Origin of the sequence: Shinella lacus (genome assembly GCF_010994755.1) — a bacterium.
Taxonomy (GTDB): Bacteria; Pseudomonadota; Alphaproteobacteria; order Rhizobiales; family Rhizobiaceae; genus Shinella; species Shinella lacus.
In genome coordinates this window covers 827,830-853,100 of the sequence record NZ_WHSB02000001.1, presented here as the reverse complement: position 1 = coordinate 853,100, position 25,271 = coordinate 827,830, and the positions used below count along the sequence as shown (strand labels likewise).

18 protein-coding genes are annotated in these 25,271 nt (G+C 64.8%); 7 read left to right on the top strand and 11 right to left on the bottom strand.

From position 1 onward, the window contains the following. Positions 1 to 44: 44 nt before the first annotated feature. The 3 genes from GB927_RS03860 to GB927_RS03850 all read left to right on the top strand — a co-directional run bounded on the left by GB927_RS03860 (position 45) and on the right by GB927_RS03850 (position 4,263). Positions 45 to 545, top strand: coding sequence for an NUDIX hydrolase (locus GB927_RS03860; protein WP_256115421.1), 501 nt, complete (start codon positions 45 to 47; stop codon positions 543 to 545). A 102-nt stretch (positions 546 to 647) separates the two neighbouring features. Next, positions 648 to 1,910, top strand: a complete 1,263-nt coding sequence (locus tag GB927_RS03855) for an MFS transporter (RefSeq protein WP_256115259.1) — start codon at positions 648 to 650, stop codon at positions 1,908 to 1,910. Positions 1,911 to 2,028: 118 nt separating this feature from the next. Continuing rightward, a complete protein-coding gene (locus GB927_RS03850) occupies positions 2,029 to 4,263 on the top strand; it encodes a methyl-accepting chemotaxis protein (RefSeq protein WP_256115258.1) in 2,235 nt (744 codons plus the stop codon). Between the two features lie 69 nt (positions 4,264 to 4,332). Here the strand turns inward: GB927_RS03850 and GB927_RS03845 are convergent, their stop codons facing one another. The 7 genes from GB927_RS03845 to GB927_RS03815 form a co-directional block, all read right to left on the bottom strand. Next, positions 4,333 to 5,439, bottom strand: coding sequence for a hypothetical protein (locus GB927_RS03845; RefSeq protein ID WP_256115257.1), 1,107 nt, complete (start codon positions 5,437 to 5,439; stop codon positions 4,333 to 4,335). Positions 5,440 to 5,530: 91 nt separating this feature from the next. Further along, entirely contained in the window at positions 5,531 to 7,471 is a 1,941-nt protein-coding gene (locus GB927_RS03840; protein ID WP_256115255.1) for a YehQ family protein, read from the bottom strand. 3 nt (positions 7,472 to 7,474) lie between these two features. Next, positions 7,475 to 8,614 (bottom strand): VWA domain-containing protein, encoded by a 1,140-nt coding sequence (locus GB927_RS03835; RefSeq protein WP_256115254.1) that lies wholly within the window; start codon positions 8,612 to 8,614, stop codon positions 7,475 to 7,477. Beyond that, positions 8,611 to 12,561 (bottom strand): DUF4132 domain-containing protein, encoded by a 3,951-nt coding sequence (locus tag GB927_RS03830; RefSeq protein ID WP_256115253.1) that lies wholly within the window; start codon positions 12,559 to 12,561, stop codon positions 8,611 to 8,613. The genes GB927_RS03835 and GB927_RS03830 overlap by 4 nt, the downstream gene beginning before the upstream one ends. 22 nt (positions 12,562 to 12,583) lie before the next feature. Further along, complete coding sequence (locus GB927_RS03825) at positions 12,584 to 14,914, bottom strand: DUF5682 family protein (RefSeq protein ID WP_256115252.1); 2,331 nt, start codon at positions 14,912 to 14,914, stop codon at positions 12,584 to 12,586. Then, a complete protein-coding gene (locus GB927_RS03820) occupies positions 14,886 to 15,971 on the bottom strand; it encodes an ATP-binding protein (RefSeq protein ID WP_256115251.1) in 1,086 nt (361 codons plus the stop codon). Before GB927_RS03820 ends, GB927_RS03825 begins: the two co-directional genes overlap by 29 nt. Before the next feature lie 225 nt (positions 15,972 to 16,196). Further along, a complete protein-coding gene (locus GB927_RS03815) occupies positions 16,197 to 18,080 on the bottom strand; it encodes a sigma-54-dependent Fis family transcriptional regulator (protein ID WP_256115250.1) in 1,884 nt (627 codons plus the stop codon). A gap of 226 nt (positions 18,081 to 18,306) precedes the next feature. On the opposite strand from GB927_RS03815, the gene GB927_RS03810 reads away from it, so the two are divergent. Then, positions 18,307 to 19,359 (top strand): NAD(P)-dependent alcohol dehydrogenase, encoded by a 1,053-nt coding sequence (locus GB927_RS03810; protein WP_256115249.1) that lies wholly within the window; start codon positions 18,307 to 18,309, stop codon positions 19,357 to 19,359. A 93-nt stretch (positions 19,360 to 19,452) separates the two neighbouring features. Beyond that, positions 19,453 to 19,746, top strand: coding sequence for a ribbon-helix-helix domain-containing protein (locus GB927_RS03805; RefSeq protein WP_369431619.1), 294 nt, complete (start codon positions 19,453 to 19,455; stop codon positions 19,744 to 19,746). 74 nt (positions 19,747 to 19,820) lie between these two features. Here the strand turns inward: GB927_RS03805 and GB927_RS03800 are convergent, their stop codons facing one another. The 4 genes from GB927_RS03800 to GB927_RS03785 are packed head-to-tail and all read right to left on the bottom strand — an operon-like array spanning position 19,821 to position 21,898. Continuing rightward, positions 19,821 to 20,000: a hypothetical protein gene (locus GB927_RS03800; protein ID WP_256115248.1), complete on the bottom strand. Its 180-nt coding sequence runs from the start codon at positions 19,998 to 20,000 to the stop codon at positions 19,821 to 19,823. 12 nt (positions 20,001 to 20,012) lie between these two features. Beyond that, positions 20,013 to 21,113 (bottom strand): WD40 repeat domain-containing protein, encoded by a 1,101-nt coding sequence (locus GB927_RS03795; RefSeq protein ID WP_256115247.1) that lies wholly within the window; start codon positions 21,111 to 21,113, stop codon positions 20,013 to 20,015. Between the two features lies 1 nt (position 21,114). Then, a complete protein-coding gene (locus GB927_RS03790; protein WP_256115246.1) occupies positions 21,115 to 21,414 on the bottom strand; it encodes a hypothetical protein in 300 nt (99 codons plus the stop codon). Positions 21,415 to 21,442: 28 nt separating this feature from the next. Further along, positions 21,443 to 21,898, bottom strand: coding sequence for a hypothetical protein (locus GB927_RS03785; RefSeq protein ID WP_256115245.1), 456 nt, complete (start codon positions 21,896 to 21,898; stop codon positions 21,443 to 21,445). A 486-nt stretch (positions 21,899 to 22,384) separates the two neighbouring features. On the opposite strand from GB927_RS03785, the gene GB927_RS03780 reads away from it, so the two are divergent. Beyond that, positions 22,385 to 24,058 (top strand): aromatic/alkene/methane monooxygenase hydroxylase/oxygenase subunit alpha, encoded by a 1,674-nt coding sequence (locus GB927_RS03780; protein WP_256115244.1) that lies wholly within the window; start codon positions 22,385 to 22,387, stop codon positions 24,056 to 24,058. 86 nt (positions 24,059 to 24,144) lie between these two features. Beyond that, a complete protein-coding gene (locus GB927_RS03775) occupies positions 24,145 to 25,230 on the top strand; it encodes an NADH:ubiquinone reductase (Na(+)-transporting) subunit F (protein WP_256115243.1) in 1,086 nt (361 codons plus the stop codon). Positions 25,231 to 25,271: the final 41 nt, after the last annotated feature.

Here is a 25,271-nt window from a genome sequence, read left to right as displayed (position 1 = left end):
CGGTAAAGTGGCCGAATTACCCCGCGGATGAGGAGCCGAAAGCGATCAAGAAGGCGAAGGCGCCGAAGGCCGCCAAATCAAAAACGCTTTTGCAGAAGCTCGCCGAAACCCCCGAGAAGCTGTTTTCGGGGGCGTTTCGCCAGCAATATGGTGCCCTGTGCTTTCGCTACGTTCCGGACGGATCGGGCTTCGAACTCCTTGTCGTCACCTCGCGCGACAGCGGCCGGTGGATCATTCCCAAAGGCTGGCCCATGAAAGGCAAGAAGCCGTTTGAGGCGGCGGCGATCGAAGCCTTGCAGGAAGCCGGCATCAGCGGAAAGATCCGCAAGAAACCCGTGGGCTGCTACACCTATCTGAAACTGCTGGACGACGGCGACGTCGCCCCTTGCATCGTCGATGTCTTCCAGATCGAAGCGACGACCTTCGCCGAGAAGTTCAAGGAAAAGGGCGAACGCACGATCGCCTGGGTCAGCCCGGACGAGGCCGCGCGCCGCGTGCGCGAAATCGAACTCAAATCGTTGCTTATCGAGTTCAAACCGCGTTGAGGTCTTGATCTGCTGTTCACGCCGCGCCGTTCCAAAGCGGATGATCCTTGACGGCAATCCAAGAACGTTCAGTGTGCAGACTGAGTCGAGGAGAGACCAAGCATGGCATTATCGGGAAAGCAAATTGGGGCGCCAGGAGACCTTGTCCCCGGCGAGGTAGATTCCGCTTATGCCTGGCTGCGGCTGGTGCTCACGCTCATTCTCGGCACTGTTGCCTGCGTCGGCAACTGGTCCGTCGTGGTGCTGCTGCCGACGCTCCAGATCGAGTTTGACACGGTGCGCGGCGGTGCCTCGCTGCCCTATACCTGCACCATGCTGGGCTTTGCCTTCGGCGGGGTGGCGATGGGGCGCCTGGCCGATCGGGTCGGCATCGTCCTGCCTGTGTTGCTGGGGGCATTCCTGCTCTGCATCGGCTATGTCCTGGCCGCCTTCACCAGCAATATCTGGCAATTCGCCGCTCTGTCGGTGGTGATCGGCCTTGGTTCGGCCGCCGGTTTCGCGCCGCTCATCTCCGACCTCTCTCACTGGTTCCGCAAGCACCGGGCGCTCGCGGTCGCTTTTGCTGCCTCGGGCAGTTATCTCTCCGGCGCGGTGTGGCCGCTGATCATCGAGCATTTCCAGGCCACGCAAGGCTGGCGGGCCACCCATATCGGCATCGGCCTGTTCATCCCTCTGGTTATGGTCCCGATCGGTCTGCTGCTGAAGCGGCGTGTACAGACGGCCAGCTACGCCGAGGCCGAGGCCGCAACCGAAGCGGCGCGCAACGAGCTCGGCCTGAAGCCGAATGTGTTACAGGCCATTCTCGTCGTCGCCGGCTTTGCCTGCTGCATGGCGATGTCGATGCCGCAGGTCCATATCGTCGCCTATTGCGGGGATCTCGGCTATGGCGTCGCCGTGGGCACGCAGATCATCGCGCTGATGCTCGGGCTCGGCGTCGTCAGCCGCCTGGCTTCCGGGGTCGTCGCCGACAGGATCGGCGCTGGCCCGATGCTGATCCTCGGCTCGTCCATGCAGGCGGCGGCGCTGCTGCTCTATCTGTTCTTCGACAGCCGGTCGTCGCTCTATGTGATCTCCGGCCTGTTCGGGCTGTTCCAGGGCGGCATCGTGCCGATGTATGCGGTGATCATCCGCCAGTTCCTGCCGCCGCGCGAGGCCGGCATCCGCATCAGCCTGGTTTTGATGGCAACCGTGCTCGGCATGGCGTGCGGGGGGCTCGCCGCCGGCTACATCTTCGACGCCACCGGCTCCTACCGTCTCGCCTTCCTGCACGGCTTCCTGTGGAACATCGTGAACCTCGTTCTGGTGAGCTGGCTGATCTTCGGGCCGAAGCTGCGCCAGTGGAGGCGGGAGGCGATCGCGAGCTGAAACGGCCTGCCGGCTACAAGAAATTGCGATGCATTTTTCGCCTGGAAGAATTTACTCAAAATTGAAGGATTACTCCGCATCAGTAATGCAACTCAAGTTGTGCCAAGGTGGGGATTCAATGCCTGAAGTCGAGATTAGACGCCCTCTGTGGATGACGATCACGGCCTGCGGTTTCGCAGCCGTTCTGTTTTCCAGTGTCGCGATCGGAGGCACGGCCTGGTATCGGCAATCGATCGCGACCAACGACGCCTTGCAGCGCGAAATCGCGAGCGACCTCGCCCTCATCGAAACGGACATGGCGGCCCAGCGCAAGGCCGCGTCCGCCCTCGCACTGATGGTTGCGGGCGAGCCCGAGGTCGCCGACCTGATCACCAGGAACGCCCGCGACGAGATTGTCGCCCGGCACGCGCCGACCTTGCCGGCCGTCGTGCGTGACGGCGGCCTGCAATTGATGACGTTCGTCAATGCGAATGGCGAGGCCGTCGCCCGCATCCACACGCCGGACAAATTCGGCGACGACATGAAGGGGCGCCGCAAGACCATCGTGGAGGCGCTGTCCAGCGGCAAGCTCGTGGCGGGCATAGAGCCCGGCCGCACGGCCGTCAGCATGTTCGCTTCGGCTCCGGTCATCAGCGGCGGCCAGACGGTGGGCGTTGTCGATGTCGGGACCAGCCTGGCGAACGCCTATTTCGAGCCCCTCGCAAAACGGATCGGCGGCGCCGTCGTGGTCCATATCCTCGTCGACGGCAAACTGGAAAAGCAAGCTTCAACGACGGATTCCGTGTTCCTCTCCGACGACGACCTGAAGGCCGCCTTCGACGGGGAGGCGCTTGAAAAGCAGGTCGTGTCCAACGACGCGACATTTGTCGTCAAGGCGGTGCCGTTCAACAATTACTCCGGCGCCAAGATCGGTATCCTGGAGATCGCGTCCGACGTCAGCTCGATCGTTGACGAAGGAAAGACGGCCCTGTGGATGACGGTCATCGGCACCGGCGTGGTTTCGCTCCTGTCGCTTCTCGGCTTCCTTCTCTTCGCCCGCTCGCTGGCCGGCACGCTCGGCCGCCTCACGGGAACGATGACGAGCCTGGCGGCCGGTGATCTCACGGCGACCATCGAAGGCGATGCCCGTCGCGACGAAGTCGGCGCGATGGCCCGCGCGGTCAAGGTGTTCAAGGACAACGGCCTGAAGACGCGTGACCTGGAACGCCAGGCGGAAGCCCAGCGCAGCGAGTCCGAGGAGCATCGGCGTCTTGCCGCCGAGCAGGATCGTGTCCGCGGGGACGCGATGGCGCAGGCGACCAACGGCCTTGCCTCCGGGCTGCAGCAGCTCGCCTCCGGCAATCTCGGCGTCCAGCTGAACCAGCCGTTCACCGAGGAATTCGAAAGCCTGCGCAGCGACTTCAACCGCGCCGTCGCACAGCTGCGCGATACGATGGCCGCGGTTGCGGATGCGACCGGCTCCATCGACAGCGGATCGCGCGAGATCAGCCAAAGCGCCGACGATCTCTCCAAGCGTACCGAGCAGCAGGCTGCCTCGCTTGAGGAAACGGCCGCGGCGCTCGACCAGATCACGACCAATGTCGGCAACTCCTCCAAGCGCGTCGACGAGGCGCGCACGGTCGCCATTCAGGCGAACCAGAGCGCCCGTCAGTCGGGGGATGTCGTCGCGAACGCGGTCGATGCCATGGGCAAGATCGAGCAGTCGTCGAACCAGATTTCCAGCATCATCGGCGTCATCGACGACATCGCTTTCCAGACCAACCTGCTGGCGCTGAACGCCGGCGTCGAAGCCGCGCGCGCCGGCGATGCCGGCAAGGGCTTCGCGGTGGTCGCCCAGGAGGTCCGCGAGCTTGCGCAACGCTCGGCGACGGCCGCCAAGGAAATCAAGGACCTGATCCGCAATTCGTCTGCCGAGGTTGGAAACGGCGTTCATCTGGTAAGCCAGACGGGCGAGGCGTTGCGAACGATCGAGGGCTATATCGTCTCGATCAACCAGCACATGGACGCGATTGCGACCTCGTCGCGCGAGCAGTCGATCGGGCTGACGGAGGTCAATACGGCCGTCAACCAGATGGACCAGGTGACCCAGCAGAATGCGGCCATGGTGGAAGAAGCCAACGCCGCCGGCGCGACGCTGGCCAATGAAGCGACCCGGCTGCGTGAACTGGTCGGGCAGTTCCAGTTGGGAAGCGGTGCGTCCGCAGGTCACTCCACGCGCCGGGCTGCACCCGCCGCCAAGGCCGCTCCATCGCACTCCCCCGCCCGCAACATGGTCAACCGCATCGCCAGTGCCTTCGGGACAAAGGGTTCGGCCGCCGTCGCAGTCCAGAACGACTCCTGGGAAGAATTCTGATTAGGAGAGATAGCTGCGCGTCGAAGCCCATGATGTTTTTCATGGGCTTCGACGCGCGTAGCGCTTTCGTCATTTCCAGCTCTGATAATCAGCGGCAGTGCATCCGAAAGGCGCCGGTCCATCGCCGAAGCGTTTTTGCAGTTGGCTGCAACCCCATCGGTTGAGCGCCTCGGGCATCATGTTGTTGATGTCCATGCCGGGCGAATTGTACTGTGACGGTGCACTCGTGACGTACCAGAGCCAGTAGCCGAAGATGCCGGCGACGAGCAGAACCAGAACGATGAGAAAAAGGCCAATGCGCCGTGCCAGGGACATTCCCTTGGGCGGCGTCGCGACAGGTCGTGCGACCGCCGGCTGGCCAGCGCCCGACGCGGCTGCTGCCAAAAGTGGCGCGAGCGCGTCGGCGCGCTCCTGGTCGGACATGTCGATCCGCTCCAGCCGGTCGTCGAGAAGAACGGGCAGGGCGGTGTTGCCGTGCCAGACCGCCAGTGCCACCGCGTTGTTGCCGGCATCGCCTACGATGATCGGCTCCTGTCCAGCCTCGAAACGGGTATAGGCCACGCGTTTCGTTTTCCGCTCGCTCAGCCTGTCCGCATAGGTGACCGACAGGCGCTTGCGCTTGTTGTCGATGGCCGTGATCTCGACAGGGATGGGCGTCAGGACTGCCGGATGCCGCAATTGTGCGCGCACCCGCAGGATGCGCAGGGCCAGGAAGATCATCGCCAGCGACCCGCCGCCCAGCAGGATGGCGAAGGCGGAAAGCGTGATGATCCGGTTCCACAGCATGTCGAGGCCGAGGCTGATTGTAGCGAGATCCGGCTTGTCGGCTGAAATCACGGCGCCGGTCTCGTAGTCGCCGGTGTGGAAATCGACGAACATCACCTCGACGTCCTTCTCGTACCGCTGACCGTCGTAGTCATAGGTAAGATCGACCTCGCAGGTGGTGAAGACGGCTTTGCGCGTCGTGCACTTGCCGTTGATATCGGCATTCTGGAGGACAAGCGGATTCTGGCTGATCTTGTAGTCGCGAAGGATGCCGGGGCCTTCTGTCATCACCATGAACACGGCGATGACGAGCAGGATCGGCGTGGAGAAATAGTAGGCGAGCGGCGTGGAAATGACCCCGCGCTTGATGGTGAGAGCGCGGGCTGGAAGCGTGATGGTTGGAAATGTCATGATCTGCCTGGAAATTGTTTCGCTTATGGTGTCGGCAAGGTGGAGACGGCGGGACAAACCGATAAATTCGCGAGCAAAGACATCTCTCTAGTCACTCGATACGGTCGCTGGAGGTCGGCTGGTTCCATGCGCGGCTTTCCTGCACTGTCAGAAGCCAGATCGCGGCACGGCAAAACTCGGTGTGGTCCGCTGCCGGCGCTTGTCTCCAAAGGGAAAGCCGCTCGGCCATGGCGCGGTAGCCGGCGCCGTCAAGCCGGGCGTGGAGCGAAGCGGCGAGGGCATCGACGGCACTTCGCGCGCGGCTTCCGGCGTGCAGCACACCGCTGAGGAGCCGCTCGGTCTCGTCCAGCAGGTCAGACCGCGCATCCATCGCCGCAGGGATCACGCTATCCTGCTCTTCGGCGACATCGAGATCGGGAACGATGAAGCGATCGGCCGAAAGCGACCATGGCGTGCAGACGAGCGCGCCGCTTTCCATTCTCACCGGCCCGGCCACCTGGCGGAGCGCGCCCCACGCGCCGTCGAGCGCGGCGGCCAGCACGCCGGTCGCGCCGGGAGCGCCGGCATCGAATTCGCGCTCCAGATAGAGGACGCCGCCGTCGCCCCTGAGGCGCACCGCGGCCTCCCATATCTGGCTTCCGGGCGCCCAGGACTGGCCGAGGACCGCCTCCACCTCGAAGACATGCACCGCGTCGCACAGCCTGCGTGGCCGCAGCAGTGCGATGGGGCGGGCGGAAAGCGCGTCCGCGACCTCGGCAAGCCGTGTCGTTGCGAGCGGCCGGGGGAAGGCGAAGACCGCGTCGCGCGACATGACCTGCGTGCGCCCGCCGCTGCCGCTGCCGAGGCCGAGCAGGCCATCGGCCCTGCGGCGTGCGACGCTGGTGAGAATCTGCCCGCGGCCGATGCCGGCAACCGGCAGGCCCGGCGCCATCTGCCGGCGCACCACCGAGGCCTGGAAGGTGTCGCGGTCCGCGGGCAGTGGCGAGAAGAGTCTCTCGATCAGCATCGTGGCGCCCATGTCGCTGTCGGCGAGCAGGATGGAGGCGCGGATATCCGTGCCCTCCTGCCGGAGCCGGGCACCGAGCGAGACGAGGCGCGATTTGCCCATGGCGGTTTCGAAGGGTTCGCCGAGGCCAAGCGCACTGGCGGCGTCGCCGGCCCGCGTGCGGGCGAAAAGCTCGGCGGCAAGCCGGAGCACGGCCCGCTCGTCGTAACGGGCGCTCCTGCTTTCATAGGCGTCTATCTGTTCGCGCAGCGCGCCGAGCACGAGAAGCATCTGCGCCGCGCCGAGCGCCTCGGCATGGCGGTGCGCGGCCGCGAGCGATTGCTCATAGGCAGCCGGCCCGGCCGTGATGCCGGCCTCGATGAGGCGGGAAACGACCGCGTCGCATGCCTCGCGGAGCTTTTCGCTGGAGCCGCCGCTGTCCGCGGCGTGGCCGCCGCCGATCGCCGTTTCCCTGCCGCCATCGGCTGCCCGGAAGGCGCGGATCGCCAGCGCGATATGGGCACAGCGCTGGCCCTCCACGCAGTCGCAGCGGGCATAGGACAGGTCGTCCGGCACGAGGAAGCGCACGCTCGCCATCGGCAGATGCGCCGTGGGCGTCTGTCCATATTCGAGCCGGACCGTGTGGCGGGACGCCATGAGGCGGGAGAGTTCCGCTTTCGTCGATGGTGCCAGCGTTGCCTCGAAGATGCCCGGGTCCAGCGCGGCAGGGTTCCAGTTTGGTGTTGCCGGCGCATCCGAGCCCGTCGCCTCCGCCCTTTCCGCCCGATAGGCGACGGCCAGCATGATGCGGTGGCGGCACACACCCGAGGAGGGGCAGGTGCAGCTCGCATCGGCGAGACCCTGGTCGGGGGTGAGGCGGGTCAGCGTGCCGTCGGAAAAGCGGGCCTCAATCGTGCCGTCGGCCGCTTCCGCAATGGCAGGTCCGCTTCCGGCGGCAAGCTCGCGAACGGCCCGCTTGACGAGGCCCGCATTGGAAAGCTGCACGAGCCCTTCATCGGTCAGCGCGATCAGGTCGGAACGGGCCATGCGCTAGCGTCCGATCTTTTCGGCGAGCCAGCCGGCCAGCTCGCCGGGCGTCATCGCGCCCACTTCCGCCCCGGCGGCAACCAGCCGGCGCGCCATCTCGCGATCGTAGGCGGGCGCCGCTTCCGAATCGAGCGCGGCAAGACCGAGTACCAGGGTGCGCTGGGCGGTGAGCGAGGCGACACGCTGTTCGAGCATGGCAGGGCTTGTGCCTTCGTAGAAGTCCGAGATCAGAACGACGATCGCCCGCTCCGGCTGTTCGATGAGGCCGGCCGCATAGGCGACGGCGCCCTGTATGTCCGTGCCGCCGCCGAGCTGCACCTTCATCAGCAGCTCGCAGGGATCGTCCACATCCTTCGTGAGGTCGACGACATTGGTGTCGAAGGCGACGAGGTGGGTGCGAACGCCCGGCAGCCCCCAAAGGCAGGCGGCGGTCACCGCCGAATGGATCACCGAATCCAGCATGGAGCCGCTCTGGTCGACGAGCAGGATGATCTGCCAGGTCTTCATGTGCCGCTGGTTGCGGGCGAAGAAATGCAGCCTTTCGACGGTCAGTTTGCGTGTCTCGGGATCGTAGTGCTTGAGATTGTCCTTCACCACCCGGCGGAAATCGAGGTCGCTGGCGATGCGGAACCGGCTGTGACGTCGCCGGTCCACCACCCCGGAAAAGGCTAGCGTCAGTTCGCGGCTGAGCTTTTCCATCAGCTGGCGCACGACCTCCTGCACCAGCTTGCGCGCCAGCACGAGGATGTCGGGCGACATCAAATGCTTGGTGCGGAGCACCGCTTTCAGCAGCGTCTCGTTCGGCTCGGCGCGCGCCAGCACGTCCGGGTTCGTCACCACGTCGTCGATCGCATAACGCTCGATCGCGTCGCGCTCAAGCCGCTCGATGGTCTCCTTTGGGAAGAGCCGGTGGATGTCGTTGATCCATTGCGGCGTCGTCAGCGCGGAGCCGCCGCGCCCGCCCTGACGCGCGATGTTGCGCGTGCCGTCCTCCTCCTCGCGCCCGTAGAGCCAGTCGAGCGCCGCATCCATGGCGAGCGTCTCGCCGGCAAGCGCGCCGCCGGCGGAGCGGCAGGCTCCATCCGCCGCCTCGCCGAGGACGAGGCGCCACCGTGTCAGGGCATCGAGGGCCGTCACCGTCATTTCACCGCCGTTTCCGCAAGCAGCGCCAGCCCGCGCAGCATCTCGCTCGCCGTCACCGGGTCCAGCTCACCGAAGGTCCTGGTGCCACCCTTGTTGCCATAGGGTTGCTCCAGCGAGAGCTTGCCGAGGGTCTGGAGCTTGTCCTCGAAATCCGCCGCGCCGGCAAAGAGGCCGTCACTGAAGTAGAACATCGCGTCCTTCGTCGTGCCGTCCTGGAACCGGACAGGCCGCTCCAACCACCAGATGCAGCCTGAATCCTGCGGCGAGCCAAGCTGCCAGCCGCGGGACGCCATGCCGCGAATGCGGGCCGATTCCACCTTGAGGTTTTCGAAGCGGTCGATTTCGCGCGTGGTCTTTTCCGTCTCGCTCAGCGTGTGGATCTCCCGGCCAAGCTGCGCGAAGGGCTGCGAGATCTCGTAGTCGCCGAACAGCGCACCCCAGGCATCGAGCCCTCCCGCCGGCAAATGCAACGGATGAACGAGCCCGATGAAGCCCGGCGCGCTCGCCGAAAAATCGAGATCAAGCGTGTCATCGGCGGCATTCGTGACGGAAAGATCGTCCGAGACCCGGAAGACCGTCGTCGGCGCGGTGCGCGGATCGCGGTCGCCATAGATGCCCCAGACCAGGCGCTGGGTGAGGTGGCGGATCAGCGGATGGCTAGCGAAGAAGGTCCAGAAGACATCCGGGGCCACGCGCCGCGAGGTCGAGAGCATGTTTTCCAGCCGCGTGATCTGGAGGCTCGCAACCGCGCGGGCATCCTTCTTCAAGGCCGCCCACGTCTTGACGGCGGTGGCGGAAAGCTCTCCGTCGTCCGATTTCGCCGGCTTCGGCAGGTCCTTCAGCCGCTTTCCGGTTTCGTCCTTCACCCAGGGCTTCAGGAACTCGTCGAAACCGACACGGAAGCGCCGTGGGCCGAAGTCGAGGTCCATGCCGCCGCGCTCGTCGAGGTCAAGGTCCGGCGCCAGCCGGTCGGCCAGTTCCTCCGGCGTCAGGTCGCGTGCCTCGGCGAGAACGGCGATCTTTTCGCGCGCCCGCTCCTGGAGGCCCTTGAACTTCAGCTTCTCGGCGATGCCGTTGAGGTTCATCAGGGCGACGTCGGTGCCGATATCGGCCAGCACGTCGAGACCGGTCACGGCGCGCTGGTGGGCGGATTCGCCCGGCCACTTGCGGATCAGCCGGGTCAACTGGCGGGCGCATTCATCGTCGCCGAGCCAGCCGATCGCCCGCAGCGCCCAGCCATCCTTGCCCGGCGCACCCTCCGCCAGCCAGGCGGAAAACAGGTCCCAGGAGAAGCGGGCGAGGCTGTCGGGGTTCGCCGTGTCCTTGACGACGTCGATGCCGGCATAGATGGCTTCCGGCGTGGAAAACGACACCATCTCCGCAAGGGCGGTGACCGCTTCGTCCGGAAACGCGCCGCCCGCCTTCAGGGCCGGGCGGGCAAGAGCGGCGGGCTTGAACCAGGCGGGCAGCTTGGCGATGCGTGCCGGGTAACGGCCGAGCGGGTCGCGGTCCAGAACCTCGGCGAGCGCCTTGTGCACGTCGGCGGACTGCGCCTCGTAGGTGCGGGCGATCGCTTCGATTTCCTCGCGCGTCTCCGCCCGGTCGGCAATCAGCCAGCGCAACGTATGTTCCGCGGCATCGCGTGCCGCGCCCTTCCTGCCGGCGGCGTCGGGGATGAGCCGGGTGATCGCCGTCTGGCGATGGCTCCGCAGCCAGTGCATGGCCGGCAGCCGGGCCTTCTTGAGCTTGAGCAGTGCGCGTGCGGCGAGCGGGGCGAGCTCCGCCGCATCGACGTCCTTCACCTTGTCGAGCATGCCGATCGGGTCGCTTTCGACCTGGCGCAGCAGGCCGGGAAGCGCCCTCTCGCCGAAGCGGGCCATCATGCGTGGATAGACATCGCCCATGAAATAGCTCGCCAGGACGCCCGGGCATCCCCAAAGCGTCATCGCCAGCCTGTCGGGCTGCTGCTCGACGGCATCGATCAGCGTGTTCCATCCGCTCACGGTCAGCGCATAGGAGCGGGCGTTGTGGATTTCGCTCACACGCTGCGCGACAAAGGCGAGCACCTGCTCCTCGTCGTCGCCGGGCTGCGGCACCGAGAGCGACCGCGGCACCTTGTACCAGTCGGAGAGTTCCTTCGCCTCGAACTCACGGATCGCCTTGATCAGCTCCTCCGTTGTCTTGACGATGCGGGCGCGCGAATGGCGCCAGCGGTTTTCTTCCGGGAGGGGCTCCTCGCGGTGATAGCGGAAAGGTGTCGCGACCGGCTTGAGATCAAGCACCGTGTCTTCGTTCCTGACGGCCTTCTTGCGCCATGGCGGATCCTTAAGGACCCCTGGCAGGCTTTCGGGCGCGGCAAGCGGGACATTGTTGGTTTCAAGCAGCCGCTCCAACTGGGCAAGCGGCCGGCCGCTGCCGGCCCAGGCCTTCAGGGTTTGTGCCGGATATTGCTTGATGAGATCCATCACCCGGGCGCGGACAACCGGTTCGTTTCGTCCCGCGGCGAGCGTCACGAGGTGCTGGCGCAGGCCGAGCGCCGGATTGGCCGCCATTGCCTCGTCGAGTGCTGCGCGGATCCACTTTTCATGCAGATAGGGCAGGAGCACGGTCAGCGCCGTGTCGTCGCCGGTGGCGAGTATGATGCGGGCCAGCGTCGTGCGCTGTGCTTCGTAGCCATAGTGGAGCATCCAGTCGAGCATGGGCAGCGGCGTCTCGCCGTAATGCCGCGCATTGGCGATGATGCTGGCCGCGATGTCCGAGAGCGGGACGTCGAGATAGGTGAAATACATGAAATAGGAGCGTTTTGCGCGCCATTTGCTCGTCGCGGACGGCGGCGCGTCGACGATCAGCGGCACCATGCAAAGCCACGCACCGACATCCTCGCCGCTGGCGGCAGCCTGGTTGAGGACGGAAAGCGGCGTGAGGTCGTGCGTGACCGGACGGTCATCGCCCAGGACGAAGGCGTAGATGGTTTTCTTCATCCAGTCCTGCTCGGCGTGATAGACCGGCGTCAACAGGCCGATCGCCTGTTCGTAGTCCTGCTGCGGCAGCGACGTCAGTACATCGCGCAGGGCAAGATCGAACGGCGCGCTCCAGGAGGACGTGTCATAGCCATGGCGGCCCTTGCGGACATTGCCGATGGAGGGCAGCACGGCTTCGATCAGGGCCTCGACACCGCCCGTGCCGAAAAGCCAGAAGAAGAAGGCGCGCAGGGTGAAGAGGCTCGCCGCCCGTTTGTCCTCGCGGCCCTTCTGCCCCATGACCAGGCCGTCGCTCGCAAGAAGGATCTGTGAGATCCACTTCTGCGCTTCCGCGGGGTCGAGGCTCGCCGCCGCCTTTCCGGCAAACTTCGATTTCAGCCAGCCGACGGCGCCGCCGGAGGCAGGGTCCTTCGGGCCGGTTTCGCCCATCCTCTCCGACAGCCAGGCTAGGGCCTCGACACCTTCCTTGCGAACGAGCGGCTTGATGCTTTGCAGGTCGGTGACGAGTTGCGCCCAGGCGCCGGCCGCGTCGAGATGTGGATGCGGACGTGAGCGGGTGGCGAGCGGCTCCCCCAGCAACGTGTCGAGCTGGGCCTCGTCCAGATGAATCTCCGGCGGAGCCGGTTCGGGAGCGCGCTCCTGAGGCGTCTCGGCGACCGGCTTTTCCTCGATCTCGGCTGCCGCTGCCGGCGCGGGCTTTTCCGTCTTCGCTTCGGCGGGTTGGGGTTTCGGTTGAGGGGCGGCGGGCGCGGCCGCACCGTTTGCCGCCAGCACATAGCCCTTGCCGGTCTTCTCCTTGACGAGCTTCTTCTTTTCCTTCTCGGCATCCTCGGCGCTGTCGAAGTCCTTGTCCTTCGTCTGGCCCTGCGTCCCGATCCGCCCGAAACGCACCGTGAGCCGGGTTCCTGCGACGGCAGCTTCCCAGAATTTAGAGGAGGTTCCCTCGACGAGTTCGTAGCGTTCCATGCTGTCCATCCTCATCTCATCATCAAACCAGCCCGGCATCGGCAAGACGCCGGGCGACGATCGCTTCGAGTGCCAGTGCCGCCGCCTGGTCGGTGACGTGTGCCGGCTGGCGCATCCATTCCAGCGCCTGGATTTCCGCTTGCGCCTCGCTCGCGCCATGGGCGCGAAGGATGACGCGCGACAGCCGCTCCCGCTCGCGTGGCGGGAAAAACGCGAAGGCCTGCCGGAGGGCAGGGAGCGCCGTTAGGAAGGCATCGTCGTGCCAGCCGTCAATCAGGGCGCGGACAGCGTCGATGACGGCCGTGTCGGCGGCAATCTCCTCGCGCGCCAGCGCAAACAGCCCCGACAGGAAATCGCCGAGCTGGTCGGGCCGGCTGAAACGGTGCATGCGGCCGGCGACATCGTAGGCGCCGCCTTCACCGCAGGCCACGAGCGTGCCCAGGGCCGCGCCGGCAACGGCAGGTGCCGTTTCCGCATTCGCCAGGCACCGGCCGAGCGTCGCCAGAAAGGCGTCGCGCTCGATATCGAGGTCCGGGCAATCGCGCAGCATGTCGCGGCAGGCGGCGAATGCCGGAATGGCGCGCAGGCCCTCCTCGTCGTTGTGGATGGACTCCGCGGTCTGCAACACCTTGTCGAAGACGGCTTCGCACAACTCGCCGAGTGCTTGCCGCGCGGCGATGCCGAAAATCTCGCCGAAGCGATGCAACTGGACGGCCAGGCGGCCCGCCGCGCCGATGGCGCCCATGTCGTGCGACAGCGCGATGCCCTGCGCGAGCTGAGCGGTCAGGTCGTTTTCGAGAACGAGCAATCCGGCAAACAGTGCATCGGCCAGGCAAAGGGAGAGGATTTTAAGGTCGCCCCCGGCTTGCGCCGCGCGATCGCTGAGGAGCGCGGCCGCCGCCATCGGCAACGTGCCGCCCCAGCGCGACGCCTCGATCAGCGTGCCTTCCGCATCGCGATGGAGGACCAGACGGAAGGTTTCCCGCGGGGCGGCGGTGCGGGGCGCCAGCGGACCTTCGAGCCGTTCCAGACCGGGCATGCCGAGAAGCCGCAACGCGTTCAGCGTGTGGGCGCGCTCCCGGTCGGCCGCAACGTTCCAGTCGAGTTCGATCTGGCGGGCGCGATGGTCGGGCGTCAGCCCCGCCTCTGCCAGCCGGATCTCGATGTCGGTGATCAGCGGTGGCCGGCGCGTTCCGGGCGCCAGCCGGCCGCGGCGTTCGCCGGTCAGTGCCTTCAGCATCGCGACGAGGGCGGGATGGGTGCCGGCACGCACGGCGCCGTCGCGGCTCCAGGCGGCAGGCTGGTCGAGCCCATCCTTGACGAGGGTCGCGAGTGCCGCGTCGAGCAGATCCGAACGCAGCCTCGTACGGTGGCCGCGTGCCATGGCGAGCGCCTGCGCATGGGTGTGCCAGGCCACCCGATCGGCCGTGGAGACGACCTGCCCGGCGGCCCGCATCGCCTGTGCGATCGCGTTTTCCGCCCAGTCGGCGGCGGCATCCAGCCCACGGGCGAAAACCTGTTCGTAATAGGCGGGAGAGGGCATGCCGGAGGCGTAGCCGGTGAAGCGGTCGAGCCGGCGGTAATCGTAAGGCACGAGATAGCTTCCGGCGCGCTCGTCGCCGGTCGGGGCCGGGACAGCAGGCCGTTCCCCATCCGCCTCCCGTGCCAGCCGCCGTATCGCCTCCGCATGCCAGCCGCCGCAGACGAGGACCACCTTGCGGTTTTGCGCCTCCTTCAGCGCCCAGGCGGCATGGGCGGCCATGAAGCGCTCGCGGGAAAGTTCCTGCGGGTCCTCGCCGCCCTCCGGGCGCAGCAGGTCGAAATAGCGGTCCAGCCGGCGCTCCAGCTCGTCGGCCGGCGCCTGTTCTGCAAGCGCGTCCCAGACGGCATCGCGGCCATCCTCGCCAAGCGCACCGGCGACGGCAGCTTCGGCCACGGCGGCGCGGCGACCATGCGGATCGGCATAGCGGTTGGCCCGCTCGCCGAAATCCGGATGCCAGGCCGGGAGGTCGCAGAAGAGGGGCGTCGCCCCGACCTCCCACGCGGCCTGCAAGGCCTCCCATTCCGGCGAATAGGCGCAGAAGGGCGAATAGGAAGCGAAGCTGCGGTGCCGGCTCGCGTGATAGCTGAAGATCGCAAGCGGCAGCTGGTGGTCGAGCCGGAGATCGGCAAGATGCGGATTGAAGTCCGCCGGCCCCTCGATCAGCACGAAGGCTGGACGGTGGCGCGCGATGGCCTGGCGGACCAGGCGCGCGCAGGCAGGCGAATGGTGCCGGACGCCGATCACGACGAGCCGTTCGCCCGCTGCCGGCGCGGTCTTGCGCTCAGGGCGTGAGAAGATGCCGAGCCGCATAAAACGCCTTCCAAGCTTCGCCGGACCGCTTCGATACCTTCTGCTCCAGATAGCGCCGGAGCTTTGTGAGATCTTCCGCATTGTCCTTGGCGGCGGTGCCGGCAAGGCATTCGATGATGTCTTCAGGCCGTCCGCGGTCGCCGCGCATGTAATGGCCGCGCACGCCGACGGCGTGGGCGACGCTGACGGCTTCCGCGGTGCTCATCACGGAGCTCAGCCGCTCCATGCCGCCCTCGGCCGAAAGGCCGTCACGCAATTCGCGAAAGCAGGTGACGAGGACTTCCAGCACGTCGTCGTCGGGTGCGGCCGGCACGCCGGAGCGGGCGAGCAGCTTTGCTGCCTCGCGCTTGACCAGCGCCAGTTCCTCGTCCGCGTCGCGGATAGGAAAGACCGTTTCGAAGTTGAAGCGCCGCTTCAGCGCCGCCGACATTTCATTGACGCCGCGGTCGCGGGTGTTCGCGGTGGCGATGACATTGAAGCCGTCGCGGGCGAAGACCATGCCGTCCTCGCCGGAAAGCTCCGGCACGGCCATGACCCGGTCCGAGAGGATCGACAGCAGGGTATCCTGCACTTCCAGCGGGCAGCGAGTGATTTCCTCGAAACGCACGATCTTGCCGTCCGACATGCCGCGATGCAAAGGTGCCGGAACGAGCGCGCGCCGGCTCGGCCCCTCGCTGACGAGAAGCGCATAGTTCCAGCCATATTTGATCTGGTCCTCGGTGAGCGATGCGCCGCCCTGGATCGTCAGCGTCGAATCCGCGCCGATGGCTGCGGCAAGCAGCTCCGAGAGAAAGCTCTTGGCCGTGCCCGGCTCGCCGATGAGGAGAAGGGCGCGGGAGGTGGCGAGCGTGACCATCGCGCGCTCGATGAGGGCGGGGGAAGCGACGAGCTTGGCGCTCGCGCCATCACCGCCGAGCACGAAGGATTTGACGGCCCGCAGCGAAAGTGCCCAACCGGGCGGACGTGGCCCCTTGTCGGTGCGACGCAGGGCGTCCAGTTCCTCTCGATATGCGATTTCGGCAGGGGGGCGTTGGATGGCGGCGGTCTGTTGAGGCATGCGACAGATCGGTCCTGTTCTGGCGGGCTGCGTCGAAACGGGATCAAGGCCCGCGACTGCCTGAAGGGTAGCCAAGGGCAATGTATTGCGCCTGGGTTACGTTTCAAGGCGCAGTTTTCTTCGTACGTGAATGAAAAATTCGAGCTTATTGCGCCGCCGGCTCGCCTTCATGAGTATAGTCGTTATTTAGGTATATTTTAAATTAGCGGCCTCTTTTTATATTTGCTACGGCGATGCTTCCACGGTCCGTACATGTTTGTAGACCGTGGTGCGGGACAGCCCGAGTTCCCGCGCCGTCCGGGAGATGTTCTGCTGCGTCTTTTCGTAGACCGACCGGATTTCCTGGCATTTGGCGCGGCTGAGCGGCCTGTCCCGACACTCGTCGCAGCAATCGCGGGCAAGGTCAGGCACGAGGCTGGCCTCGTCGAAGCAGCTTTCATCGATGTAGTCGGCGCAGCGGCGCACCAGCGCGCGTTGCAGGACGGTCCTGAGCTCTCGAATGTTGCCCGGCCATTTTCGCTGCGAGAGCGTGGCGATCGCCGCATCGGTCACCGGCGTTCCGGGCGCCATCTTTTCCATGAGGTGGCGCACGATGCTTGCAAAATCGGTCCGGCTGCGCAGCGGCGGCAAGCGGATGGAGAAGGCGTTCAGGCGATAATAGAGGTCCGCCCGGAACTGCCTGTGCGCCACCATGTTTTCCAGGTCGCGATTGGTTGCCGAGACAATCTGGACATCCACCTTCTGCGTCTTTTGCGCGCCGACGGCGCGGATTTCCATGCTGTCGAGAAACCGCAGCAAGGAGGTCTGCGCCGCCAGCGGAATATCGGCGACCTCGTCGAGGAACAGCGTGCCGCGGTCGGCCATGCGTGCCAGCCCGATGGAGCCTTCGGCGCGCGCATTGGTGAAGGCGCCGCGCTCGTGGCCAAAAATTTCCGCGATGAACAGTTCTTCCGGCACGGCGCCGCAATTGAGCGCGACGAACTCGCCCTTGCGCGCGCTGACCTTGTGGACATGCTGCGCCATCAGCTCCTTGCCGGTGCCGGTTTCCCCGGTGATGTGCACGGGCATGCGCAGCACCGCCGCCTCGGCGAGGTCGCCAAGCGATCGTTTGACGGCCGGATCGTGTGAAACGAAGTCCGGTGCGCTTTCCTGTCGGATGAGGGCCGGGATCGATGGTGACGAGCGCTTCTTCACCGGGGCATCGTGCTCGCCGATCTGCCGGCAGACCATGAAGACGCCGCTGCCCGCCCGGTCGCGGATCCGGATGACGCCGCCCTTCAGGAGACCGTCCACCGCCTGGCCGAAGCCGGCTTCGAACAGCATGTCGAAATGGTTGCCCAACAGGGCCGGCAGGCCGTCCAGCAGGGTCTTGCCCGGGCGGTTGATCGACAGGATTTCGCCATCGAGCGAGACGGAAACCAGGCCGGCGGAGAGCGTGTCGAGATATTCCACGCGCGGATGGAAGGCGAAGACGAAGCTTTTCGAATGGCTCTGGTAGAGGAGGCCGTTTTCGATCTGGGCCGCGGCCATGCGGACCAGAGCGTGGGTGTGCTCCTGCCGGGCTTCATGGGCGCAGGAGGCGTCGAGCAGGCCAAGCACCTTGCCATCCGAACTGAAGATGGGTGCAGCCATGCAACTCAGATGGCCGTGGCAGGCAAAATAGTGCTCCCGGCCATAGATCGCCACCGGCTTTTCGACGAGGGCGGCAAGCCCCAGCGCATTGGTGCCACGCTCGCTTTCGTTCCAGATGCTGCCGGGAATGATCGCGCGGCCCGCCTCGCTGTCGGCGAAGTGCTGGTCGCTGATCGTATCCAGCACGACGCCGTTCGCGTCCCCCAGCGCGATCATGAAATTGGAGCCGGCGATCTGCGAATGCAGGAGCTGCATCTCGGCCAGCGCCAGCAGGCGCATGGCGGTGTTCGCCTCGCGCCGCTGTTTCACATCGGCAAAGGCGACGACGTTGTGGCGTGGCGTGCCGCGCGGGTTGAGATCGAAATCGCGGCAGCGCTGCCAGCTGTCGGCCACGACGGGATGCAGCGTGCCGATGGGGAAACGCTCGCCTTTTTCCAGCGCGCTGCGCGCGCGATCCATTCCCGATAGATGCTGCATGTCTCCTCCTCATGCATCATTTCAAGCAGGGTAACTGCTTGTCGCGCGCCTGCGCAATGAACAGAAACTGGACAGGCCGGCTGTCCAGGCCGTTCAGGCGGTGAACAGTCGGTGCGTCGCTTGTCCAGATTATCCTTTTGATATTGCTTGTATTATTCATGTGGCATGGCGCTTGCGAATAATCCCCTGCAACGGGCACTGGCCCGCCGAAGGAGGAGACATCAGCATGAAGGCGCAAGTTCTGACGCAATATGACGACAAACTGGAAACGGGACGGTGGGTCTCGCTTCAGGATGTCCCCGACCCGACGATCAAGAAGTCCACCGACGTGATCGTGCGGATCGGTGGCGCCGGGGTCTGCCGCACGGACCTGCACATCATCGAGGGCGTCTGGCGTCCGCACATGGATCCGAACGGCAACGCGCTCCTGCCGCTGATCATGGGCCATGAGAATGCCGGCTGGGTCGAAGCCATCGGCAAGGAGGTCGAGGGCATCAAGGTCGGCGATCCGGTGATCGTGCATCCGAAAATCTCCGGCGGCACCTGCCTTGCCTGCCGGCGCGGCTTCGATATGCACGGCCCCGGAAAATTCCCTGGGCTCGACTGCGACGGCGGCTATTCCGAATATCTCTGCACCTCCGAGCGCAACATCGTGCCGCTGCCGAAGACGCTGGCACCCAAGGAAGTCGCGCCTTATGCGGACGCGGGCCTCACCGCCTATCGCGCGGTCAAGAAGGCGACGCGCCATCTGCTGCCCGGTGAATCGGTCGTCGTCATCGGCGCCGGCGGGCTCGGCCATATCGGCATCCAGTGCCTGAAGGCCATGTGCGCGGCCGACGTGATCGTCGTCGATATCTCCGACGACTCGTTGGCGCTTGCCGGCAGGATCGGCGCCGACAAGCTGGTCAAGGCCGACGGCAACGAGGTGGAGGCCGTGCTCGAACTGACCGGCGGGCAGGGCGCCGAAGCCGTCATCGACTTCGTCGGCGAGAAGGGCACGACGCTGAAGGGCCTGAAGATGACCCGGCCGATGGGGAGCTACTATGTCGTCGGCTACGGCGAGGACATCCGCATTCCGACCGTCGACATGGTGATTACCGAGAAGAACATCATCGGCAACCTGGTCGGCACTTGGGCGGAACTGACGGAGCTGATGGCGCTCGCCGACCGCGGGCTGGTGGACCTGACGACCGTCGAATACCGGCTCGCCGATGCCAACCAGGCGCTCAAGGACCTGCGCGACGGCAAGATCCATGGGCGTGCCGTGCTCATCCCCTAAGATGCCGATCAGCCGCGAACCTTCTCCCGCTCCCTGCCGCGACAAGCGGCGGGGAGCGTCTGTTGGAGGCGCGAGGAAGCAAAGGAAGAAACCATGATGTGCAGGGTATTGACGGACCAGAGCCCGCGACGGTTCGCGAAGGTCAGCCGATCGGTGCGGATTTCGGGGCACTCGACCAGTGTCCGCCTGGAAACGGCGTTCTGGCAGGTTCTGGAAGGCATAGCGGAGACGGAGGGACTTTCGACCTCCAAGCTGATTTCGCAGCTTTACGCCGAGGCGATGGAACTGCCCGGCGGCATCTCCAACCTGGCCTCCATCCTGCGGACCGTCTGTCTCCTCTACCACGAGGAGCGCCGGGGCGGGATCGGGGCCGCAAACCGGGCCTGACGGCCGGCATCGGCAGACGGGCAACATCCGCTGATCCCGGCCCCGCCGGATCGTGCCACCGCGTTGCGCGGCGTTCAATTGTCCTTGCGGTCGGGTTCGACACGGCCCTCGGCGATCCACCGCGCACCGAGCACCAGCGCGCCCATGCTGAAATCCTTGCCGTGAGCTGCGATCATCTCCTCCGACAGTTTGGCAATCCGTTCGAAAAAGGCGTCCTTGCTTGTGTCTTCATTCGTGCGTTGTTCTGCTTGCATGATGTCCTCCTGCTATTTGAAGATTTCATTGGGGAAGGTGATGATGGCGGCGTTGCCCAAGGCGTCGCCCGCCGCCAGATAGCGGCCACTCGCCGACCATCGCAGCGCCGTGACGGGGCCGCCGATATCGCAGATGGTCAGCTCTTCGGGTGAGCCAATCTCGGCGACGGCAATCCTGCCGTTTGCGTAGCCTGCGGCCACCAGTGCCTTGGACGGATGCACTGCCACGGCCTCGACCATGACGAAGCCGGCACGTCCCGTTGCAAGCGCCTTGGCAGGCGCTGCCGTCATCGACCAGCCGGCGATGCGATAGGCTCCGGACGCGAGAACGGTGTTCGTCACCGAACTCCAGTCGACCGTGCCCACCGGACCCGGAAAATCGGCGAACACAATGCGCTCGCCGGTTTCCGCATTCAGCAGACAGAGGTCGCCAGTTTGTAGCCCGCAGGCGAGCCATCGACCATCCGCGCTCCATTTCAACGATAGCGGTGGTGATGAAAGGTCGGCTTCCAATAGCGGGCCGGGATCATCGTGGCTGCGCCGGATGCTCAATCTGTTCGGGCCGGCAAGGGCGATCAGACTGCCATCGTTGAATATCGAGACGATCACCGGCGCCAGCTCGCCGAGATCGACTTCTCGGATCGCTTGCACCTCGCCCGATTGCAGGCGTAGCCGCCGCCTGACGACCACCGCCGTCAGGTCTGCCGCGTGGTTATGGGCGAAGGCAGAAATCGGGGTCCTGTCGGAAAGAACTTTTCCCGCGATCTCGCCGGAACGCGTGACGTGGAGAAGTTCGCCGCTGCGGGTCGAGACAAGAAAGGCGCCGTCCCGGTAGGCCGAAAGGGCAGCGCCCTCCTGAATGCGGGTGCTGATCAGCGGCGAGGGTTTGCCCTTTCGCGGCGCGATCGTCGTCTGGCCGTTGTCGATCGCGATGCGCGATTCCGGCGGTTCATTGTCGCCGATGCGGGCGAGGGCGACCGCGCCGTCGGCGGAACCGATCGCCAGGATCGTGTCGTCCTCGTTGAAACAGAGCTGGCGGACGGGCGCCGGGCGCTGCCAGTTGCGCGCCAGAAGATCGAACAGGGTGACGTTGGGAATGGTCTGCTGGTTCATTTCATCCTCCCTTTGCGGCTGCGATCAGCGCATCCAGTGCGGCGACCTCCCGTTCCGCCGCCGCGATGTCTTCCGCGCAGTCGGCCTGTTCCTGGCGGATCGCCGCGGCGCTCTCCTCCTGGCTATGCAATTCCCGCACCAGTTGCCCGTTTGCGGGATCGCGGCCGATTGCCAGTTCGAGGCGCAGGATGTCCATTTCGACCCCGGAGACCGCCTGGGTCAGCTTCAGGGCCTTCGCGGTCAGCGCCGATACGGTGCCGACGAGATCGACGCGGCGGCGCATGAGATCGAGAGCGGACATTGCAAACCTCCTGACTGTGACGGCGTGTTCAACGGCGGACGGTGCCGCCGGCTTCGGGTGCTTTCCAGGCTTCCAGGATGGTCGGCAGGTCCGGCAGCTGCGTCCTGAACTGCCGCTCCGCCATGGAAACGTGGCTGCGCAACTGGTCCCAGACATCGACACGGATCAACATGTCGCCGGTCAGCTGCTCCATCTCCCCGACGCGGAACTGCCGGGAAAGCGACACGCCGGAGAAGACGAAATCGCGCAGCATGAGCGCGTGTTTTTCCGCAAAGGCGTGGAGCATCGGATGGGTTTCCGGCGTGATGCCGGCCATGGCCAGTTCCTGCAGAATGAACTGCTGGAAGTGGTTCTGCATCAGGTGCTGGCTCTCGCCCATGAAGCGCATCGAGAAAACCAGGTCCCGCGGCATGAGCTGCGCGAGCGCAGTGCTGACATCCTCGCCTTCGCTTATTCCTGCGATCGGATCATCGTTGTTGGCCATGGCTGTCTTCCGAATTGAGAAGGAAGCGGTCTATATAGGTAAAGAATAAAATCATGTCCAATATTGTTTTCCTGGGCCTTTAAATGAATTTATGCTGCATGTGCTAAGTATTTAAGGCGTTACATGTTGTAATTTACGATTGTAAAATAACGTTACACTTTTGGTTTTTCGATCGCGTCGAGGCGTGGATTGCCGGGTGTTTCGAAACTGGCACGGGCCTTGCAACGTCTATTTCACAAGAAGCCATCGCGCTTGAAGCGACGCCAGAAGAACGAAGGAGTGGGGGTACAGGTTCGCAACAGTCCGTGTTCGGAGTGACTGGGCCTTTCCCCCAAAAACCTTTGCCGTGATCCACTTGAATGGTCGGACCTTGGTCGCGCCCCGGGCGCCACCCTTTGCCGTGCCATGTCAACTTTCGCTCGCGGTGCTGATGGCGCCGTTCCAGCCGGAGCCGGGAGGCTCGCGGTTCAAACACAGTGGAGGCTAATGACGATGTCGTCTTTGACGCTCAACAAGATTACTTCGCAGCGCGGCATATCCGTCGGCGAGGCGACGAAGAAGATTTCCGACCTCGGTTGGAATCCTACCTATGTCCAGGAAGCCATGACGTTTCCGACGGACTACAAGATCACCAAGGCGCCGCGCGATCCGATGAAGCAGGTCCTGCGGTCCTATTTCCCGATGCAGGAGGAAAAGGACAACCGCGTCTATGGCGCGCTCGATGCCGCGCTGCGCGGCGACATGTTCCGCAACGTCCAGCCGCGCTGGGTGGAGTGGATGAAGCTGTTCCTCGCCATCATTCCCTTCCCGGAAATCTCGGCCGCCCGCTCCATGGCGATGGTGGCGCGCATCGCGCCCGGCGAGGACCTGCGCACCGGCTTCACCATGCAGATGGTCGACGAGTTCCGCCACTCGACCATCCAGATGAACCTGAAGAAATGGTACATGGAGAACTATATCGACCCGGCGGGCTTCGACATCACCGAGGAAGCCTTCGGCAAGTGCTACGCCACGACCATCGGCCGCCAGTTCGGCGAGGGTTTCATCACCGGCGACGTGATGACGTCCGCCTGCATGTACCTGACCGTGGTCGCGGAAACGGCCTTCACCAACACCCTGTTCGTGGCCATGCCTTCGGAAGCCGCCCGCAACGGCGACTATGCGCTGCCGACGGTGTTCCTGTCGGTCCAGTCCGATGAAAGCCGCCATATCGGCAACGGCCATTCGCTGCTGATGGCCGCCCTGAAGGAGCCGGAAAACCACCTGCTTCTGGAGCGCGACCTGCGCTACGCGTTCTGGCAGAACCACGCGATCGTCGATGCCGCCATCGGCACGCTGATCGAATACGGCACCACCAACCGCGACAAGAACAAGGAATCCTACGCGGAAATGTGGCACCGCTGGATCTTCGAGGACTATTACCGCACCTACATGCTGCCGCTCGAAAAATACGGCATCAAGGTCCATCACGACGACGTGCACGAAGCCTGGAACCGCATCACCAAGAAGAACTACGTCCACAAGGTCGCCCAGTTCTTCACGGTCGGCTGGCCGCTGAACTTCTGGCGCATCGAAGCCCAGACCGACAAGGACTTCGAATGGTTCGAGCACAAATATCCGGGCTGGTACGCCGAATTCGGCGACTTCTGGAAATGGCATGCCAAGCTCAGCAAGCGCGGCGAGAAGATCATCACCTTCAACGAGGATGTCGGCTACGTCTATCCGCATCGCTGCTGGAGCTGCCTGGTGCCCTGCCTCATCCGCGAGGACATCGTCGTCGACGAGATTGACGGGCAGATCCACACCTTCGCCCATGAACTGGACCGCTGGACCGCCGTCGAGGCGTTCTCCGACGAATACCAGGGCCGGCCGACGCCTGCCATGGGCCGCTTCAGCGGCAAGCGCGAATGGGAAACCGTCTATCACGGCTGGGATCTCGGCGACGCGATGAAGGACCTGAACTTCATCCGCTCCGACGGCAAGACGCTCATTCCGCAACCGCATCTGAGCTTCGACGCCAAGGACATGTGGACGCTGGACGATATCCGCGGCCACACCATCCTGTCGCCGCTGACCCTGCTTCGCGAAATGACGCCGGCCGCCCGCGAGCAGCACCTCGCCGAGTACCGCGCAGGCTTCAAGATCAACGCCATCAACTGAAGCCTTTTCACCGGGTTACGACCCGCGGGGGCCGGTTTCGGCCGGCCTCCGCAACAGTCCGGGATCGGGAATTGGGAGGTTCCAGCATGGCAGAAGCTCAAAAACGACATCAGGAAGCACATAAGGTTCGTCTCGAGCCGGTCGGCGTCGAGTTCGAGGTCGAACATGGCGAGACGGTTCTCAACGCCGCGTTCCGCCAGGGGATCGCGCTGCCGCACGGCTGCAAGGAAGGGCAATGTTCCGCCTGCAAGTGCGTGCTGCTCGACGGCGAAGTCGAGATGCTCAAATATTCGACCTTCGCCCTCAACGACATGGAGAAGGATACCGGCCACATCCTGTTGTGCCGGTCGATCGCCTATTCCGACATGGAAGTCGAACTTCTCAATTACGACGAGGAGGTTCTGGCGAAATCGATTGCCGTCAAGACATTCAGCGGCCGGATCTCCGCCAAGGAGAACCTGACCCACGATATCCGCGGCATCGAGATCGAGCTCAGCTCTCCGATGAAGTTCTGGGCGGGGCAATATGTCGACATCACGGTCACCACGGAAAAAGGGGAGACGATTACGCGCTCGTTCTCCATGGCAAATACGCCGCACGAAACCCAGAAACTCTCCTTCATCATCAAGAAATACCCCGAGGGAAAGTTCTCCGGAGAGCTCGATTCCGGAGGCATCCGCGTCGGAGCCGAGGTCACCGTCGTCGGACCCTACGGAACCTGCTTTCGACGGGAGGAGCGACAGGGAGCACTAGTGCTGGTCGGCGCCGGCTCCGGCATGTCGCCGGTCTGGTCGATCCTCAACGACCATGTGAAGAGCGGCGAGACGCGTCCGGTCTACTTCTTCTACGGCGCCCGCACGCCTGACGACCTGTTCTATCTCGACCGGATAGAGGCGCTCCTCAGCGCACATCCGGACGTCACCTTCATCCCCGTCCTGTCCCATGCCGACGAGGCGAGCGGATGGGAGGGCGAGCGGGGCTTCGTGCACCAGAGCGTCGACGCCATCCTGAAACAGCTCGGCATCGACGGCGAGGGTGACGTCTATGCCTGCGGCCCACCTCCGATGATCGACGCCTTGCAGCCGGTTCTCTTCATGAACGGCTTCGAGCTGGAGCGCATCTTCTTCGACAAGTTCACCACCTCGTCCGGCGCCACCACGACGGGTCACTGAAAGGACCCTTGGGGTCCGAAAGCCAACTGAAAAAGGGAGTG

What these genes read in the sequence shown, in the direction of transcription:
- GB927_RS03805 (WP_369431619.1), top strand. Translation starts at nt 19,453, where the DNA reads ATGATGTGCAGGGTATTGACGGACCAGAGCCCGCGACGGTTCGCGAAG.
- GB927_RS03850 (WP_256115258.1), top strand. Translation starts at nt 2,029, where the DNA reads ATGCCTGAAGTCGAGATTAGACGCCCTCTGTGGATGACGATCACGGCC.
- GB927_RS03795 (WP_256115247.1), bottom strand. Translation starts at nt 21,113, where the DNA reads ATGAACCAGCAGACCATTCCCAACGTCACCCTGTTCGATCTTCTGGCG.
- GB927_RS03845 (WP_256115257.1), bottom strand. Translation starts at nt 5,439, where the DNA reads ATGACATTTCCAACCATCACGCTTCCAGCCCGCGCTCTCACCATCAAG.
- GB927_RS03825 (WP_256115252.1), bottom strand. Translation starts at nt 14,914, where the DNA reads ATGCGGCTCGGCATCTTCTCACGCCCTGAGCGCAAGACCGCGCCGGCA.
- GB927_RS03780 (WP_256115244.1), top strand. Translation starts at nt 22,385, where the DNA reads ATGACGATGTCGTCTTTGACGCTCAACAAGATTACTTCGCAGCGCGGC.
- GB927_RS03840 (WP_256115255.1), bottom strand. Translation starts at nt 7,471, where the DNA reads ATGGCCCGTTCCGACCTGATCGCGCTGACCGATGAAGGGCTCGTGCAG.
- GB927_RS03820 (WP_256115251.1), bottom strand. Translation starts at nt 15,971, where the DNA reads ATGCCTCAACAGACCGCCGCCATCCAACGCCCCCCTGCCGAAATCGCA.
- GB927_RS03830 (WP_256115253.1), bottom strand. Translation starts at nt 12,561, where the DNA reads ATGGAACGCTACGAACTCGTCGAGGGAACCTCCTCTAAATTCTGGGAA.
- GB927_RS03835 (WP_256115254.1), bottom strand. Translation starts at nt 8,614, where the DNA reads ATGACGGTGACGGCCCTCGATGCCCTGACACGGTGGCGCCTCGTCCTC.
- GB927_RS03775 (WP_256115243.1), top strand. Translation starts at nt 24,145, where the DNA reads ATGGCAGAAGCTCAAAAACGACATCAGGAAGCACATAAGGTTCGTCTC.
- GB927_RS03855 (WP_256115259.1), top strand. Translation starts at nt 648, where the DNA reads ATGGCATTATCGGGAAAGCAAATTGGGGCGCCAGGAGACCTTGTCCCC.
- GB927_RS03790 (WP_256115246.1), bottom strand. Translation starts at nt 21,414, where the DNA reads ATGTCCGCTCTCGATCTCATGCGCCGCCGCGTCGATCTCGTCGGCACC.
- GB927_RS03800 (WP_256115248.1), bottom strand. Translation starts at nt 20,000, where the DNA reads ATGCAAGCAGAACAACGCACGAATGAAGACACAAGCAAGGACGCCTTT.
- GB927_RS03815 (WP_256115250.1), bottom strand. Translation starts at nt 18,080, where the DNA reads ATGCAGCATCTATCGGGAATGGATCGCGCGCGCAGCGCGCTGGAAAAA.
- GB927_RS03810 (WP_256115249.1), top strand. Translation starts at nt 18,307, where the DNA reads ATGAAGGCGCAAGTTCTGACGCAATATGACGACAAACTGGAAACGGGA.
- GB927_RS03785 (WP_256115245.1), bottom strand. Translation starts at nt 21,898, where the DNA reads ATGGCCAACAACGATGATCCGATCGCAGGAATAAGCGAAGGCGAGGAT.